This window comes from Asaia spathodeae NBRC 105894, assembly GCF_025994195.1.
GTDB classification, from domain to species: domain Bacteria; phylum Pseudomonadota; class Alphaproteobacteria; order Acetobacterales; family Acetobacteraceae; genus Asaia; species Asaia siamensis.
This window is the reverse complement of the sequence record NZ_BAPY01000005.1, coordinates 43,348-59,155: the sequence shown is the minus strand read 5'-3', so window position 1 is coordinate 59,155 and position 15,808 is coordinate 43,348. Positions and strand designations below refer to the sequence as shown.

Here is a 15,808-nt window from a genome sequence, read left to right as displayed (position 1 = left end):
GGGATTTAACGACTCGCAGAAGAGAAAACCAGTTCTAAACCGTCGGACGCTGATGGTCACAAGGTCATGGAAACGTGGCTGCGGCTTGCACCTGGGGCGAAACATGCCCATATCGGAAACGTGATCTGGCGCCGCTTATGGGCCTGATCGTATTACCGTCTCGCTCATGGAGGAGGCTGCATGTCAGGCCGTCTGTTTACATCGCCCATGTTTCTGGGTTTCGACCATCTGGAACAGATGCTCGAACGTGCGTCGAAAACGGCGTCTGATGGATATCCGCCCTATAATATCGAGCAACTGAACCAGACCACACTGCGCATCACGCTCGCGGTCGCCGGTTTTGTGATGGACGATCTGCATATTACTCAGGAAGACAACCAGCTCGTCATTCGCGGTCGTCAGACCGATGACAGTCAGGGCAGGGTGTTCCTGCATCGCGGCATTGCGGCGCGTCAGTTTCAGAAGGCTTTCGTGCTCGCAGAGAATATAGAGATCGGCGAGGCGTGGCTTGATAACGGGTTGCTGCATATCGATCTGCTGCGGCCCCAGCCGGAAGTGCGGGTCAAGCGTATCGAGATCAGCGCCGGACGTCGCGATCATCCTGTGCCGCGGGCGACTCATATCGAGATGCCAAAGCCGCGACGCAGCCGCGCCATACGCGATCTCGACGACGAGTGAGACGCATGGCAGGGCGCGTGCAGGCGCTGCTGGAGAGTAAGGGCTGAAGGCCCAGTCGGTCCGTGTTTTTCGGGTCGAACCGAAAGAAAGAAGTCAAGATGAGCAAGATTGTCCACGACGAAGAAGCGGGCAAGGTTCAGGCACCGGTGTCAGATCTGCGTCGCATGACGCATCAGGATCTCAAGGAGTTCGGCATGAGCCACGTCGCTTATGTCAAACCGGTGGTTTACGAAGGTGAGGCGGCTTTTGCCATCCATGCTGCGGACGGCACACCGATGGCGCTGGCCGAAGATCGCTCAAGCGCGTTCGAGGCCATTGTCGACCATGAAATGATCCCTGCCTGGGTGCACTGAAATGAGCCAGACCAATAGCGACATCACGCGCTTTGCTGAAGAGAACCGTCTGAGCGGCGCTGTGCGTCACGGCAACACGCTTTATCTGGCGGGACAAGTCGCCGATGATCCGTCTCTCGACACAGAGGGGCAGACGGCGGACATCCTGCGCCAGATCGACGCGCTGCTGGCCGAGGCAGGCACGGACAAGACGCGTCTGCTTTCCGTTCAGATCTTCATGACGGATATCTCCGAGATCGATTCCATGAATCGGGCCTGGGATGCCTGGCTTGATCACGCGCATAAACCGGCACGCGCCACGGTCGAGGCACGGCTGGTCAATGCAGAATGGTCGGTAGAAATCACCGCTATTGCGGCGATCTGACCCATAACGCTGGGGTGTCGCTGCCTTACGCCGTTGCAGCCCCCGCAAGATGGGCTTTCAGCTTCTGGTCGCGGCGGCGCTGCGCCGATCCGGCGATACCCAATGCTTCCCGATATTTGGCAACCGTGCGTCTCTGGATGGCCAGTCCGGCCTCTTGAAGCTTCTGCGTGATGGCGTCGTCGGAGAGGATTGAGTCGGGGGCTTCGTCACCAATAATCTGTTTGATACGGGCCTTGATGGCATCCGCACTGGTCTGTTCGCCGTCGTCACCCAGCCCGGTCGAGAAAAAGCTGCGCAGGGGCAGGACGCCCCTCGGTGTGCCGACCAGTCGAGACGCGGTTACGCGGCTCACCGTACTTTCATGCAGCCCTGTTTTTTCGGCAATCTGCGACAGGGTGAGCGGTTTGAGAGCCGCGATACCTTCCTTCAGATAAGTCGTCTGCACGCGGGCGATTTCCAGACAGATGAGCATCAGAGACCGGGCGCGTTGCTCGACGGCGCGCAGGAGCGTTGTCGCCTCACTCTGCTTCTCCTGTGCATAGTGACGGGCGTCTTCCCGACCGGATAGCAGCCGCCGATAGAGGGCGTCATCGATTGTAAGCCGCGGCCAGGTTGCCGGGTTCAGCGATACAAGAGGGCCGTTCGGGGCCAGCGTGATAAATAGATCGGGCTCGGCCTCGGGCTCAGGCGTACTGAAGCTACTGCCAGGGCGTGGCTTACAGGCTCTGAGCTCCTGAAGCAGCTCTGCGTAATCCTGTGCGTCCAGCGCGCAGGCTTTTCTCAGCCTGTCATGCTCACCGCGAGCGAGCCAGTCGAGATGATCGAGCAGGGTCGCGACAGAAGGATCGTAGCGATTGCGAGCCTGAAACTGAGCAGCGAGACATTCGGCAAGCGAGAGTGCAAAGCACCCTACAGGCTCGAAAAACAGCATGGCCAGACGCACCTGTTCGATTGCGTCGGGCGAGGTGCCGAGGGATGTCGCGAGTTGTCCGATCGGCGTCTCGATCCGCCCGGATTCGTCGAGTGCCTCAATCAGGGCAAGCGCGATGGCCTGCTCTTGCTGGGTGTCGAAGCGCAGCCGGATCTGGCTCAGGAACTGATCCAGCCGTGTCGGGCGCGGGGCCATCGGCTCATGATGAGACTCATCTTCGCTGTCATAGGCGCCATGGTGCAGAAGTGGTTCGTCTTCCCATGTCTCGCCACTCAGCCCGGGCGTTTCCGGCTCCAGATCACGCGGCAGATCGCCGTCGCGCAGATCCAGCGCAGACTCGGTGAATGACGGAGCGTCGTCTTCTGGGGGGGAGACGATCAGGAGCGGGTTGGATTCTGCGAGCATCGTCAGCTCGGCAAGCAGCTCCTGATTCGAGAGCTGCAACAGACCGATCGCCTGTTGCAGCGCACCGGTCATGACAAGGCCGGTCGTCTGGCGCGCCTGAAGAGAAAGGCGCGCCATCAGAAATCAGAGGGAGAAATTCTCTCCCAGATAGACGCGGCGTACATCTTCATTCGCGACGATCTCCTCGGGGATGCCTTCCATCAGCACCTGACCCGAATGCATGATATAGGCCCGGTCGATGACCTCAAGGGTTTCGCGAACGTTATGATCGGTAATCAGCACGCCGATGCCGCGGTCCTTGAGGTGAGAGACCAGATCGCGGATTTCACCGACAGCAATCGGGTCAATGCCAGCCAGAGGCTCATCGAGCAGGATGTAATTGGGCTGGCTTGCCAAAGCGCGTGCAATTTCGAGACGACGACGCTCGCCGCCCGAGAGCGCGAGCGAGGGCGAGTGACGCAGATGCGAAATGCCGAACTCAGCCAGCAGGCCATCGAGCATGGTCTGGCGACGGTCATAATCAGGCTCGACTACTTCAAGGGCAGCCAGAATATTCTGCTCGACATTCAGCCCGCGGAAAATGCTGGCTTCCTGCGGCAGATAGCCGATGCCGAGTCGCGCCCGACGATACATGGGCAATTGCGTGATATCGGCGCCATCCAGTGTGATTGTGCCGGTGTCTGGCTGAACCAGACCGACGATCATGTAAAAACTCGTCGTCTTGCCAGCACCGTTAGGCCCAAGCAGACCGACGGCTTCGCCGCGCTGCACCTGAAGCGAGACATTGCGCACGACCTGACGCTTTTTATAGCTCTTGCCGATGCCATGGGCGATCAGCCCCGTCTGCACCTGTGGATCATCCAGGACGTCGCGCAGGAGAACGGTCTCGTTATCGCTCATGGATGTGTGTCTCCGGGCTTGCTGCTCGAGGCTTCATTGGGAATGACCATACCCTCGACGCGCTGACCCGGCGCCGGATTCATGATCGCGACGCCTGTCTTCATGTTCACGATGGCCGAGGCGCCATTATTCTGGTTCTGGCCGCTGGTGACATGCACATGACCGATCAGGCGTGCCATCTGCGTATCGAATACATAGACACCACGGTCGCCGGTCGCTGTCTCGTTGGGCGTGCGCAGCATGACATGGCCCCATGCATAGGCGCGATCGAGTTTAGACGAGCGCTGTGCCGTGCTGTCGCCGCCATTCTGGCCGGGGGCGGGCTTGGCCTGAGCCGGTGCTGCGTTGTCGGGCTTGCTGAAAGCCACCAGAACATCGGCCTTGATGCGCTTGCCGTCATTGGTGGTGACAGTGGCATCGCCACGACCGACCGACATGCGCGTATTGGCGTGATATTCCATCACGTCGCGCGCCGTCATCACATCCTGAGGGGTGGTGAGTTTGAGCGCCTTGCCGGTCATGACCAGAACGGCCTGGTCGATATCGTAGAGCGCCTTGTCACCCCAAGCCTGATCGGTTGTCGTATAGATGTGGACATGGCCGATGGCCTCCATCCGGTAGAGCTCCATCGAGCCCCCCATGGCACCATCGCCGTCACTCTTCTGGCCATCGGCCTTTGCATCGCCTGGCGGCTGGGGCGGGGCGTTCGGGTCCGGCGCCTTCTTGCGCAGAAAACCGATAAGCTGATCGGCGTCGATGGTCACATCGCCACGTACGGCACGAGCCTGATCGACGAAAGTGACCGTCTGGGCGTCGTGGTCATAGGTCTGAGGGCCTGCCGAGCTAATATTCACCTGCTCGCCGTGAGACATGTCGATGGCCTGGGCCAGAGCCTGCGAGCCGGCAAGGCCGAGAAGCGCGGCACCGGGAAGCGGCAGGCCCATCAGAAGCGAACTCAGGGTCAAAGCAGGGATGAGGCGACGCATCATGGGGCCTTGTGTGCGGGTGAAGTAAGGGCGGGCATGGCATCCTGACGGTCATCATTGCGGATGACGCGTTGCGGTCCGACGAATTGCAGCAGATTGTCGTGCTGGTCGATAAAATAGCCTTGAGCGTCGAGGATGCCAAATGGCCCTTCGGCATGCACCCAGTCATTCGATGAAATGACGCTGCGATGCAGGTCGATATCGGCGGTCAGGCCGTTGAGCAGCGTGCCGTCATCGCGATAAAGTACCACATGGTCAGTCAGATTGAGCGTCTGCTCATGCTGCATGTAGACGCCCTTGTCTGCCTTGATCTGCGCCCAGCCGCCCCCTGCCATATGGGTGTCGGCCACCGGGTCGATCAGATCGATGCGGTCGGGGCCGTTCTGATGGGCGATCCGCGCCGTGACCATATAGGGTCGGTTATGGGCATCGAGTCCGCGATAGATCGCGCCTTCCAGATTGCCGCTCTCGACGCGCATCTGCGCCATTTCCTGCATGACGGCACGATTGGCGCTGAGCCAGCGGGCGATTTCGGGCCAGACGGCGATCGACCCCAGAAGAAGGGCGGCAAGCAAGGGCAGCGCCCATTTTGCGGTGTCGAGCAGACGACGACGTGACGCCAGATCGGACGAGGTAGGAATGGCGCGTTGCCTCTGCTGCCCCTGTTCGCGCATAGCTTCGCGCAGCGCGGCAAGCTTGGCAGCATCACGCGCAAAATCGTCGCGTTGCGGTTTCTTGCGGTCGTCGGGGGAGGAACTCTGCGTCATGCAATCCCCATGCGAAGCAGGTCGTGAAGCCGGACGATTCCAGCCGGGCGTCCGGCCTCGTCGAGAATGAACAGACTATTGATTGCCTTGCGCCGAGCCGTCATCAGATGAATGACTTCCTGGGCAAGAACGTCTCCCTTTGTCGTTATGGGGTTGCGGTTCATGATCTCCCCGGCGGTCGTCGTATCCAGATTGCGTGTCAGGGCAGGGCGCAGATCGCCATCGCTCACAAGCCCGACCAGTGTTCCAGCGTCATCTGTAATGCCAATGCAGCCAAATGCCTTGCGTGTCATCTCGATGATGACATTCGATAGTGTCATGTCAGGCGTGCCCAGCGGCATGGCGTCGCCATCATGCATCAGCCGACTGACCGGCTTGAGCAGGGCTCCAAGTTTGCCGCCCGGATGAAATGCCCTGAAATCAGTCGCCGTAAATCCCCGGCGTTCCAGCAGGGCGATGGCCAGCGCGTCACCAAGGGCAAGCTGCATGATCGTGCTGGTTGTCGGGGCGAGCCCCATAGGGCAGGCCTCGCGGGCGTGTGGCAGGTTCAGAATGATCGTGCTCGCACGAGCGAGCGTGGAGTCTTGTGACGAGGTCATGCCGATGACCGGCAGGGCGTGCAGGGCGGCATGCTCGAGTAAGGCTGCGAGTTCGCTTGTCTCACCCGACTGCGAGAGCAGGAGCAGCACGTCATCCGTGTCGATCATGCCCAGATCGCCATGGGCGGCTTCGGCGGGATGGACAAAAAAGGACGGGGTTCCGGTCGATGCGAAAGTGGCCTGGATCTTACGGCCGATATGGCCGGATTTGCCGATTCCGGAAACGACGATGCGCCCTTTCGTGCTGGCGATCAGTTTAACGGCATCGATGAAGGCGCGTCCAAGCGCATGAGAACGCCCGAGAACGGCATGCAGGGCGGAAAGCCCCGTGATTTCGGCGGAGAGGGTGGCGCAGGCGCTATCGAGCGCGGAACTGGGGCCGTTCTCCGGATTGTTCATTGTGCGAGAGCCGGAAGGGGGAAGCTCGGTCATGCGTTCTCTTCCCGCTTTGCTGGTCTGAGGTCAATCGCCGAGTTTCCATCCGAGCAAGGCCTTTCTATGGCGCTGCCCCAGAGAGGGAACAACCGGGCCGGTCCTGAGGACGGCCCGACCGGATAATCAGGCGCGGTGAGAGAAGATATCGGGCTCTTCATAACCGAGAATATCGAGACGTCCCCGAGCAGGGAGGAAGTCGTAGCAGGCCTGCGCGAGTTCGCGACGACCTTCACGGATAAGGAGGGATTCGAGCTTTGCCCAGAGAGCATGCAGATGAAGCACGTCTGATGCAGCGTAGCTGAGCTGCTCGGGTGTGAGGGTTTCGGCGCCCCAGTCTGACGTCTGCTGCTGCTTGGCCAGATCGACACCGAGAAGTTCGCGGCAGAGATGGGCGAGGCCATGACGGTCTGTGAAAGTACGGACCAGACGCGCTGCAATCTTGGTGCAGATCACAGGGGCCACGGTGATGCCGAGCGCATGCTGAAGAAGCGCGACATCAAAACGGGCGAAATGCATCAGCTTGGTGACGCTGTCATCTGCCATCAGGGCCTTTAGGTTCGGGCAATCCTCATAGCGCCCACCCAGGGATTTGGGGCGGATCTGAACCAGATGCGCCTCGCCATCACCGGCGGAAAGCTGCACGAGGCAGAGACGGTCGCGATGCGGGTTGAGGCCCATGGCTTCGGTATCAACGGCAACAACCGGGCCGAGATCGAAATCATCGGGGAGATCACCATCATAGAGATGGATCGAAGCGCTCGGTGCGGCCATGTTTTGAGAACCCTGGGGCTAGAAAAAACGGAAGCCGACGATTTCTCGTCGGCTTTTCCGTTTTTCGTATGGTGCCCAGAAGAAGACTCGAACTTCCACGTCCTTGCGGACACAGGTACCTGAAACCTGCGCGTCTACCAATTCCGCCATCTGGGCTCAGAGGCTGTCCGGGGCGCCGCTTTTTTCGGCATCCCGTTCGGTGAAGAGGCGTTTACCGGGCTGTGCGGGGGGCGTCAACACCCCCCTTTGAAAAAAAGAGGAAATTTTTCATGCAAGGCTCTGTCGTCACCGTATTCGGCGGGAATGGCTTCATCGGAAGGTCACTGGTGCGCCAGCTTGCAGCGAGGGGACATCTCGTTCGCGTGGCGTCGCGTGCGCCACACAAGGCGGTTCGATTGGTGGCCGAGGGCCCCGCGGGGGCCATCCTGCCGGTCTATGCCAGCGTCACCGATTCTGCGTCAGTGGCTGCTGCGCTGAATGGCGCCGAGGCGGCGATCAATCTGGTGTCGATCCTGACAGAAAACGGCAAGGCCAGCTTCAGGGCGATCAATGCCGAGGCTCCCGGCAGGGTGGCGCAACGCGCGCGAGAAGCAGGGGTGGACCGCTTCGTCCAGGTTTCGGCCATCGGCGCGGCACTGGATGCGCCTTCACAATACGGGAGAAGCAAGGACGAGGGCGAGAGACGCGTGCGTGAGGCGTTTCCCGAGGCTACGATCCTGCGCCCGAGTGTTGTCTTCGGCCCGCAGGACAGTTTCCTGAACATGTTCGGCCTTATGGCGAAGCTGCTGCCAATCCTGCCTGTCTATTATCCGCAAACCCGCCTGCAGCCGGTGTTTGTGGAAGATGTGGCGGAGGCAGCGCGTCTCTGCCTGACCGGTGAGGCAGAGACATCTGAAACGAGCGGCGGCATTTTCGAGCTGGGTGGCCCCGATCAGATGAGCATGGAGGAGATCATGGCGTTCGTCGCGCAGGCGGTCGGTCGCAAACCGCGTCTGCTTCCCGTGCCAAAGGCTCTTGCGATGGCGCAGGCGCGCGTTTTCGAAAATCTGCCGGGCAAGCTGCTGACGCGTGATCAACTCGCCATGCTTGGACAAGACAATATCGTGACAAGCGGCGCGTTGACGCTGCAAACGCTGGGAGTCGCGCCTCAGAGTGTCTATGATCGGGCGCCGGAATATCTGAACCAAATCAGCGTGTTGAGAACGCTTCTCAACTAAATGGTCCGTTTCGGACCTATTTTTGGGGCTTGGGTAAAATTTAATCGAAAAAAAGCTCCGTTTGCTGGGTGATGGGTCAGCATTAATGACTTATCGCCCAATTGGCCTTGTCTTACCTCTGCGTCATGTTTTCGAGGGGCGCTTGTCGCGCCTGCTCGCTCATGGGGAGAACGTGACGTGGCCGAACGGATGCTGCAGTTTGTCTCATTGCCGCAGGAGATGCCTGAGAAGCGCGCGGCCGCCGAACGACGTGAGGATTTCGGCGAAATTTACCGAGCCTTTGCGGTTGATCGCGCCGAGCAGCAGGCGAGCCGCTGCTCGCAATGCGGCGTGCCGTTCTGCTCGGTTCATTGCCCGCTCGGCAATAACATCCCCGACTGGCTGAAGCTCACCGCCGAGAACCGTCTGGAAGAGGCGTATCGCCTGTCATCGGCGACCAACACCTTTCCGGAAATCTGCGGTCGTATCTGCCCGCAGGACCGTCTGTGTGAAGGCAATTGTGTCATCCAGAAGGATTTCGAGAGCGTCACGATCGGCGCAGTCGAGAAATTTGTCACTGAAACCGCGTTCGAGGAGGGGTGGGTCAAACCGCGCCTCCCGTCCCGTGAGCGCGCTCAGAGCGTGGGTATCGTTGGCGCTGGTCCGGCCGGTCTGGCCGCTGCGGAATGGCTGCGCGCCCTGGGCTACCAGGTTCACGTCTATGATCGTCACGACCGTATTGGCGGCCTGATGGTCTATGGCATTCCCAGCTTCAAGCTTGAAAAGCACGTGATCGCCCGCCGCCACGAGCTGCTTGAGGCGCAGGGAATCGTGTTCCACCTCTCCACACCCATCGGCAGCGCTGCGGGCGAGACCTCGTTCGAGAGCCTGCGCGAGAAACACGACGCGGTCTTTCTGGGCACTGGCGTCTACCGTTCGCGTGAAGTTTCGGTGCCGGGCAGCGGTCTGGGTGGTGTTGTTCAGGCGCTCGATTTCCTCACGGCCTCCAATCGTCGCGGCTATGACGAGACGCCGGGCGATGATGCCGTTCTTCATGCCAGAGGCAAGCATGTTGTCGTGATCGGTGGTGGCGATACCGCCATGGATTGCGTACGCACCTCCATCCGTCAGGGGGCCGAGAAGGTGACCTGCCTCTATCGCCGTGACCGCGCCAATATGCCGGGCTCGGTGCAGGAAGTGAAAAACGCCGAGGAAGAAGGCGTGAATTTCGCCTGGCTGGCTGCGCCGGAAGCCTTTCTCGGTGACGACATTGTCACTGCGGTGCGCGCTCATAAAATGCGCCTGAGCCTGCCTGACGCCTCTGGCCGTCAATCGGTCGAGGCAATGCCCGATAGCAGCTTTGCCATTCAGGCCGATCTCGTCATCAAGGCGCTCGGGTTCGATCCTGAAGACCTGCCCGGTGAGTGGAAGGCCCCCGAACTGGCCGTCACCAAATGGGGCACGCTCAAGGTCACGCCGGGTCGCTTCGAGACCAGTGTGCCGGGCGTATTTGCAGGCGGCGATATCGTGCGCGGCGCGTCGCTTGTTGTCTGGGCCATCCGGGACGGGCGTGAAGCCGCAGCAGAAATGTACCAATTCCTCTCTGCAAAAGAGAACGCGACAGCAGATCAGGCCGCACGACTGGTGGCGGCGGAGTAAGGGCCATGACCGAGAAGAGCTATATCGAGTCCTATCAGGACAATGTTCGCGCCCTCGAAGGCCTTTACGATCCGACCATGGAGCGTGATGCCTGCGGTGTGGGTCTTGTGGCTACTCTTGATGGCAAGCGCCGTCGCGACGTGGTGCTGGCCGGTATCGCCGCATTGAAGGCACTGTGGCATCGCGGTGCGGTCGATGCCGATGGCAAGACCGGTGACGGTGCCGGCATCCATGTCGAGATCCCGCAGGACTTTTTTGCCGAAGCCATCCACAGCGCGGGTGACGATCATATCGAAGGGCGCATTGCCGTTGGCATGATCTTCCTGCCCAAGACCGATCTTGCGTCGCAGGAAGAAGGTCGTGCCATCATCGAGAGCGAAATTCTCGATTTCGGTTACGGCATCTATGGCTGGCGCCAGGTGCCGATCGATACGGCCTGCATCGGCGAGAAGGCCAATGCGACGCGTCCCGAGATCGAACAGATCATGGTGCGCAACCGCCTCAACCGCTCCGAGGCCGAGTTCGAGCGCGATCTCTACGTCATTCGTCGCCGCATCGAGAAGGCAGCCGCCAAGGCGCATGTCGATCTCTACGTGTGCTCGCTCTCCTGCCGCTCGCTCATCTACAAGGGCATGTTCCTTGCCGAGAACCTGACGGATTTCTATCCCGATCTTCTCGACGAGCGTTTCGTGTCGCGCTTCGCGATCTATCATCAGCGCTATTCGACCAATACCTTCCCGACCTGGAAGCTGGCCCAGCCTTTCCGCCGTCTGGCGCATAACGGCGAGATCAACACGCTTTCCGGTAACGTGAACTGGATGCGCAGCCACGAGACCCGTCTCGCGAATGCCGAACTCGACCCGTACATGAACGACCTCAAACCTGTGGTGCAGGCTGCGGGCTCGGATACGGCGATGTTCGACAACGTGTTCGAGCTGCTCACCCACGCGGGTCGTGACGCCCCCATGGCCAAGACGCTCATGGTGCCGGCCAGCGCCGGTGGCAGCGCGTCCATGACGGACAAGCATCGTGCGCTGTTCTCCTATTGCAATGCCGTGATGGAGCCCTGGGACGGCCCGGCAGCTATCTGTGCGACTGATGGTCGCTGGGTTGTCGCTGGTCTGGACCGCGCCGGTCTGCGCCCGCTACGCTACACCATCACGCAGGACGATCTGCTGATCGTGGGTTCCGAAGCCGGTATGGTGCGCGTGCAGGACGCCAATACCCGCATGAAGGGGCGCCTCGGGCCGGGGGAAACGCTCGGTCTGGATCTGCAGGAAGCCAAGCTCTACGCGCCGCAGGAACTGCTCGACCTTCTGGCTGAACGTCAGGATTTCACAGCCTGGACGAAGCATATCCGCAATATCAGCTCGGTTGTGCGTGGCGATGTGGCTGAGCCTGTCCTGTTCACCGCCGACCAGCTGCGTCGTCGCCAGCTGGCCATGAGCCTGACCCATGAGGAGATGGAGACCATTCTCCACCCCATGGTCGAGACCTCGGCAGAGGCCATTGGCTCGATGGGTGACGACACCCCGCTTCAGGTGCTGTCGAGCACCTATCGCGGGCTGGCGCATTATTTCCGCCAGGGCTTCAGTCAGGTCACCAATCCGCCGATCGATTCCCTGCGCGAAATGAACGTGATGAGCCTCGTCACGCGTCTGGGAAATCTGGGCAATATTCTTGACCAGTCGCCCGAGCAATGCGACCTGCTTCAGCTTCCGAGCCCGGTTCTGACCACGGGTGAATTCGAGGCGCTGCGCAATTTCTGCGGCAAGGATGGTGCGACGGTCGACTGTACCTTCCGTGCAGCCGATGGTGAGGCCGGGCTGCGCGATGCCATCGCCCGTATCCGCCATGAGGCGGAAGATTATGTGCGTGGCGGTTGCACCCATCTCTTCCTCTCCGATGAGGGGCAGAATGAAGAGCGCGTTGCGATCCCGATGATCCTCGCGACCGCAGCCGTGCATATCCATCTCGTGCGTCAGTCGCTGCGTACCTTCACCTCGCTCAATGTCCGTTCCTCCGATGTGATGGACGTACATGGCATGGCGGTGACGGTGGGCGTGGGCGCCACAACTGTGAACCCCTATCTGGCGCAGGAATGCATTGCCGATCGTCTGCAGCGCGGACTATTCGGCGATCTCTCGCTGCGTGAGGCGGTTGAGCGTTATCGCAAGGCTCTCGACAAGGGCCTGCTGAAGATCATGTCGAAATCCGGCATCTCGATCGTTTCGGCCTATCGTGGCGGCTATAATTTCGAAGCCATCGGTCTGTCGCGCGCTCTCGTGGCCGAGTTCTTCCCCGGTATGCCGTCGCGCATCTCGGGCATCGGCCTTCCGGGTCTGGCGCGCAATGCGCTCAAGGCTCATGAAACCGCCTATGCCGGTGGCGTCGATGCGCTGCCCATCGGTGGTCTCTACAAGCTGCGTCGCAAGGGCGAGGTGCATGCATTCAGCGGGCAGCTCATCCATATGCTGCAGACCGCAGTCTCGACAGACAGCTTCTCGCTGTTCAAGCGCTATGCGGATGCCGTGCGTCGCCAGCCGCCGACCGCCCTTCGCGACCTGCTCGATTTCCGCCGTGTGCGTGAGTCGATCCCAGTTGAGGATGTCGAGAGCATCACGGCGATCCGTCGTCGTCTCGTGGCCCCCGGTATCTCGCTGGGCGCACTGAGCCCGGAAGCGCATGAGACGCTGGCCATTGCCATGAACCGCATTGGTGCCAAGTCGGATTCGGGTGAGGGTGGCGAAGATGCGTCGCGCTTCACGCCGCGTGCGAATGGCGATAATGCCAGCTCCAAGATCAAGCAGGTGGCGTCTGGCCGTTTCGGCGTCACGGCTGAATATCTGAATAATTGCAGCGAGATCGAGATCAAGGTCGCCCAGGGCGCCAAGCCGGGTGAGGGCGGGCAGTTGCCCGGCTTCAAGGTGACGGAACTCATCGGCAAGCTGCGCCACGCCACGCCCGGCGTGACGCTGATTTCGCCGCCGCCGCATCATGACATCTACTCGATCGAGGATCTGGCGCAGCTCATCTACGATCTGAAGCAGATCAACCCGGAAGCGACCGTGACGGTCAAGCTGGTCGCCCGTACCGGCATCGGCACCATCGCCGCCGGTGTGGCCAAGGCCAAGGCGGACGCGATCATGATCTCGGGTCATTGCGGCGGCACGGGTGCCAGCCCGCAATCCTCGATCAAATATGCGGGTCTGCCCTGGGAGATGGGGCTGACCGAGGCCAATCAGGTGCTGACCCTCAACCGTCTGCGCCATCGCGTGACACTGCGCACCGATGGCGGTCTCAAGACCGGTCGTGACGTGGTGATGGCAGCCATGCTGGGCGCCGAGGAATTCGGCATCGGTACGGCAGCACTCGTTGCCATGGGTTGCATCATGGTGCGCCAGTGCCACTCCAATACTTGCCCGGTGGGTGTGTGCGTTCAGGACGAAGCGCTGCGCGCCAAGTTCGAAGGCACACCCGAGAAGGTCATCAATCTCTTCTCCTTCATCGCCGAAGACGTACGCAACATCCTTGCAGAGCTCGGCTTCAAGAGCATGGAAGAGATCATCGGGCGGACCGATCTGCTGCGTCAGGTCTCCCGTGGCGCCGATTATCTCGACGATCTGGATCTGAACTCCCTTCTGGTTCAAGCCGATCCGGGACCGGATGCGCGTTATTGCACCCGTGAGGGACGCAATGAGGTGCCGGAAACGCTCGATGCGCAGGTCATTGCCGATGCGACGCCGCTTTTCGATCATCGCGAGAAGCTGCATTTGCACTACACGGTGCAGAACACGCATCGTGCCATCGGCACTCGTGTATCATCGCTGATCACGCGCAAATTCGGCATGAAGACCCTGCCCGAGGGTCATCTGACCCTGCGCCTGCGTGGGTCTGCCGGTCAGTCGCTCGGCGCCTTTGCCGTGCAGGGACTCAAGCTCGATGTCGTTGGCGATGCCAATGACTATGTCGGCAAGGGGCTTTCTGGCGGTACGATTGTTGTCAGGCCGTCTCCGACAGCGCCGTGGCGCTCGGAAGAGAATGCCATCATCGGCAATACCGTGCTTTACGGGGCGACCGCAGGCACGTTGTTCGCGGCAGGTCAGGCGGGTGAGCGTTTCGCTGTGCGTAACTCGGGCGCCACGGCTGTCGTCGAAGGCTGCGGTTCGAATGGTTGCGAATACATGACCGGCGGCACGATCGTGATCCTGGGGCAGATCGGCGATAATTTCGGCGCAGGCTTTACCGGTGGCATGGCGTTCGTGCTCGACAAGAATGAGGCGTTCGAGGCGCGGGTAAATCCGGAAACCCTGCTCTGGGGCCGTGTCGAGGCAGGCAGTGCATGGGAAGAGACGCTGCGCTCGCTCGTGCAGCGCCATGCTGATGAGACCGGCAGCGCCTATGCGGCAGAGTTGCTGCATCGCTGGGATCGTGTTCTGCCGCATTTCTGGCAGGTCGTGCCGCGTGATTACGCGCGCATCATCGGTTACGAAGTTCCGCAGGAGCCGCGGGCGCTCTCGGCCTGACAAGTTTATCTCACGACATAAAAAGGGCCGGTATCGCAGGATACCGGCCTTTTTTAATGCGGTTCGCCCCCCCCCTGTCATACCGAGCCTCTGCTGCGGATCGATAATCATTTGCCCATGAATTGGGTTTGTTTCCTTATTATTCACCCCCCATCCTTCTGGGTTACGTTCCCCCCACACTCCGATGATGGTCATCGCGGAGACGATCGGGAATGAAGCGCGGATGATCCGTATAGCCGTTATCGGGGTAGGGCAGATTGCCCGGCAGCAGCATCTTCCCGCACTGGAAAACGACCCGGATTTCACGATCGTGGCTGCCGTCTCACCTGTGCCGGTGGCCCTCAATGTGCCGATTTTCGCGACACTTGCAGAGCTCAGGCAAAGCGATCTGGTGCTTGATGCCGTGGCGCTTTGTACACCTCCCGCTCTGCGCTATGGCCTTGCCCATGAGGCTCTGGCTTCGGGGTGGCATGTGCTGCTTGAAAAGCCACCGACCGTTACCCGATCTCAGGCAGAGTCATTGTCCCGTCTGGCTGATGAGCGTGGACTGACGATTTTCGCAGCCTGGCATTCTGTCTATGCGGCCTCCATCCCGGCACTCCGGGAGATACTCCCCACACTGTCAATCGAGCGCGTGACAATCGCCTGGAAGGAAAATGCCGAGAAATGGCATCCCGGCGCCGACTGGTTGTGGCGAGACGGAGCGCTGGGTGTTTTCGATGCCGGGATCAACGCGCTTTCGATACTCTGCACCTTGTCGTCCGAAGCTATTCTCTACGATGCGGCCCTCCTGTCTTTTCACGGTAATCAGCGCGCGCCCTCTCACGTCAGGCTTGCGATGCGTGGCAGCGAGACCGGTCTGCCGATCACGGCAGAATTCGACTGGCGGCATGTGGCGGCAAGCGAGATATGGGAAATCGTCTGGCATGCCGGAAATGGGGAGAGAGTGATCCTGTCAGAAGGGGGCGCGCGGCTTCATCGCGGCTCCCTCGAGATCGTTCTGGCAGAAGCGCACGAATATGCAGGGGTCTACCGTCATTTTGCGGCGCTGATCCGTGAGGGGCGATCTTCTCTCGACCTGCGTGCGCTCGATCTGGTTACCGATGCCCTGGCATTCGGGACAAGGCAGAACCCAGATGGATACTTACGAATAATTTGAAACCATTACATTCTTTATCTGTCATTATTATTTCAAATCATCAAATAACGATCACATCCATGGGTGTAGTGGCCAAAAC

The 15,808-nt window shown here is 60.4% G+C and carries 13 protein-coding genes and 1 tRNA gene; 7 read left to right on the top strand and 7 right to left on the bottom strand.

The genetic code is table 11. The features are described from left to right. Positions 1-180: 180 nt before the first annotated feature. From AA105894_RS04815 to AA105894_RS04805, 3 genes are all read left to right on the top strand, one after another. A complete protein-coding gene (locus AA105894_RS04815; protein WP_188425137.1) occupies positions 181-678 on the top strand; it encodes an Hsp20 family protein in 498 nt (165 codons plus the stop codon). Positions 679-776: 98 nt separating this feature from the next. Continuing rightward, complete coding sequence (locus tag AA105894_RS04810) at positions 777-1,031, top strand: DUF1150 family protein (protein WP_188425138.1); 255 nt, start codon at positions 777-779, stop codon at positions 1,029-1,031. Position 1,032: 1 nt separating this feature from the next. Next, positions 1,033-1,395, top strand: a complete 363-nt coding sequence (locus AA105894_RS04805; RefSeq protein WP_188425139.1) for a RidA family protein — start codon at positions 1,033-1,035, stop codon at positions 1,393-1,395. Between the two features lie 25 nt (positions 1,396-1,420). On the opposite strand, the gene rpoN is transcribed toward AA105894_RS04805, so the two are convergent. From rpoN to AA105894_RS04770, 7 genes are all read right to left on the bottom strand, one after another. After that, positions 1,421-2,848, bottom strand: a complete 1,428-nt coding sequence (gene rpoN / locus AA105894_RS04800) for an RNA polymerase factor sigma-54 (protein WP_267310729.1) — start codon at positions 2,846-2,848, stop codon at positions 1,421-1,423. 6 nt (positions 2,849-2,854) lie between these two features. Continuing rightward, on the bottom strand, positions 2,855-3,631 hold the full coding sequence (lptB, locus tag AA105894_RS04795; RefSeq protein WP_267310728.1) for an LPS export ABC transporter ATP-binding protein: 777 nt from the start codon (positions 3,629-3,631) through the stop codon (positions 2,855-2,857). After that, the gene (locus AA105894_RS04790) at positions 3,628-4,617 is read right to left on the bottom strand and encodes an LptA/OstA family protein (RefSeq protein WP_267311023.1); all 990 of its coding nucleotides are present in this window, start codon (positions 4,615-4,617) and stop codon (positions 3,628-3,630) included. Before AA105894_RS04790 ends, lptB begins: the two co-directional genes overlap by 4 nt. Further along, complete coding sequence (lptC, locus tag AA105894_RS04785) at positions 4,617-5,384, bottom strand: LPS export ABC transporter periplasmic protein LptC (protein WP_188425142.1); 768 nt, start codon at positions 5,382-5,384, stop codon at positions 4,617-4,619. Before lptC ends, AA105894_RS04790 begins: the two co-directional genes overlap by 1 nt. Beyond that, complete coding sequence (locus AA105894_RS04780) at positions 5,381-6,382, bottom strand: KpsF/GutQ family sugar-phosphate isomerase (RefSeq protein ID WP_267311022.1); 1,002 nt, start codon at positions 6,380-6,382, stop codon at positions 5,381-5,383. Before AA105894_RS04780 ends, lptC begins: the two co-directional genes overlap by 4 nt. A 159-nt stretch (positions 6,383-6,541) precedes the next feature. Next, positions 6,542-7,189 (bottom strand): ribonuclease D, encoded by a 648-nt coding sequence (locus AA105894_RS04775; RefSeq protein WP_188425144.1) that lies wholly within the window; start codon positions 7,187-7,189, stop codon positions 6,542-6,544. 69 nt (positions 7,190-7,258) lie between these two features. Beyond that, positions 7,259-7,345: transfer RNA gene (locus AA105894_RS04770), tRNA-Leu, on the bottom strand. A gap of 113 nt (positions 7,346-7,458) precedes the next feature. Between AA105894_RS04770 and AA105894_RS04765 the strand changes: the two genes are divergently transcribed. The 4 genes from AA105894_RS04765 (at position 7,459) to AA105894_RS04750 (ending at position 15,729) form a co-directional block, all read left to right on the top strand. Beyond that, positions 7,459-8,406: a complex I NDUFA9 subunit family protein gene (locus tag AA105894_RS04765; protein ID WP_267310727.1), complete on the top strand. Its 948-nt coding sequence runs from the start codon at positions 7,459-7,461 to the stop codon at positions 8,404-8,406. A gap of 177 nt (positions 8,407-8,583) precedes the next feature. After that, positions 8,584-10,044, top strand: a complete 1,461-nt coding sequence (locus AA105894_RS04760) for an NAD(P)-dependent oxidoreductase (RefSeq protein ID WP_267310726.1) — start codon at positions 8,584-8,586, stop codon at positions 10,042-10,044. 5 nt (positions 10,045-10,049) lie between these two features. Then, positions 10,050-14,570 (top strand): glutamate synthase large subunit, encoded by a 4,521-nt coding sequence (gene gltB, locus AA105894_RS04755; protein WP_267310725.1) that lies wholly within the window; start codon positions 10,050-10,052, stop codon positions 14,568-14,570. A gap of 223 nt (positions 14,571-14,793) precedes the next feature. Beyond that, positions 14,794-15,729: a Gfo/Idh/MocA family protein gene (locus AA105894_RS04750; RefSeq protein ID WP_267310724.1), complete on the top strand. Its 936-nt coding sequence runs from the start codon at positions 14,794-14,796 to the stop codon at positions 15,727-15,729. Positions 15,730-15,808 lie beyond the last annotated feature (79 nt).

What these genes read in the sequence shown, in the direction of transcription:
- AA105894_RS04765 (WP_267310727.1), top strand. Translation starts at nt 7,459, where the DNA reads ATGCAAGGCTCTGTCGTCACCGTATTCGGCGGGAATGGCTTCATCGGA.
- lptC (WP_188425142.1), bottom strand. Translation starts at nt 5,384, where the DNA reads ATGACGCAGAGTTCCTCCCCCGACGACCGCAAGAAACCGCAACGCGAC.
- AA105894_RS04805 (WP_188425139.1), top strand. Translation starts at nt 1,033, where the DNA reads ATGAGCCAGACCAATAGCGACATCACGCGCTTTGCTGAAGAGAACCGT.
- AA105894_RS04780 (WP_267311022.1), bottom strand. Translation starts at nt 6,382, where the DNA reads ATGAACAATCCGGAGAACGGCCCCAGTTCCGCGCTCGATAGCGCCTGC.
- AA105894_RS04790 (WP_267311023.1), bottom strand. Translation starts at nt 4,617, where the DNA reads ATGCGTCGCCTCATCCCTGCTTTGACCCTGAGTTCGCTTCTGATGGGC.
- AA105894_RS04815 (WP_188425137.1), top strand. Translation starts at nt 181, where the DNA reads ATGTCAGGCCGTCTGTTTACATCGCCCATGTTTCTGGGTTTCGACCAT.
- gltB (WP_267310725.1), top strand. Translation starts at nt 10,050, where the DNA reads ATGACCGAGAAGAGCTATATCGAGTCCTATCAGGACAATGTTCGCGCC.
- rpoN (WP_267310729.1), bottom strand. Translation starts at nt 2,848, where the DNA reads ATGGCGCGCCTTTCTCTTCAGGCGCGCCAGACGACCGGCCTTGTCATG.
- AA105894_RS04775 (WP_188425144.1), bottom strand. Translation starts at nt 7,189, where the DNA reads ATGGCCGCACCGAGCGCTTCGATCCATCTCTATGATGGTGATCTCCCC.
- lptB (WP_267310728.1), bottom strand. Translation starts at nt 3,631, where the DNA reads ATGAGCGATAACGAGACCGTTCTCCTGCGCGACGTCCTGGATGATCCA.
- AA105894_RS04810 (WP_188425138.1), top strand. Translation starts at nt 777, where the DNA reads ATGAGCAAGATTGTCCACGACGAAGAAGCGGGCAAGGTTCAGGCACCG.
- AA105894_RS04750 (WP_267310724.1), top strand. Translation starts at nt 14,794, where the DNA reads ATGATCCGTATAGCCGTTATCGGGGTAGGGCAGATTGCCCGGCAGCAG.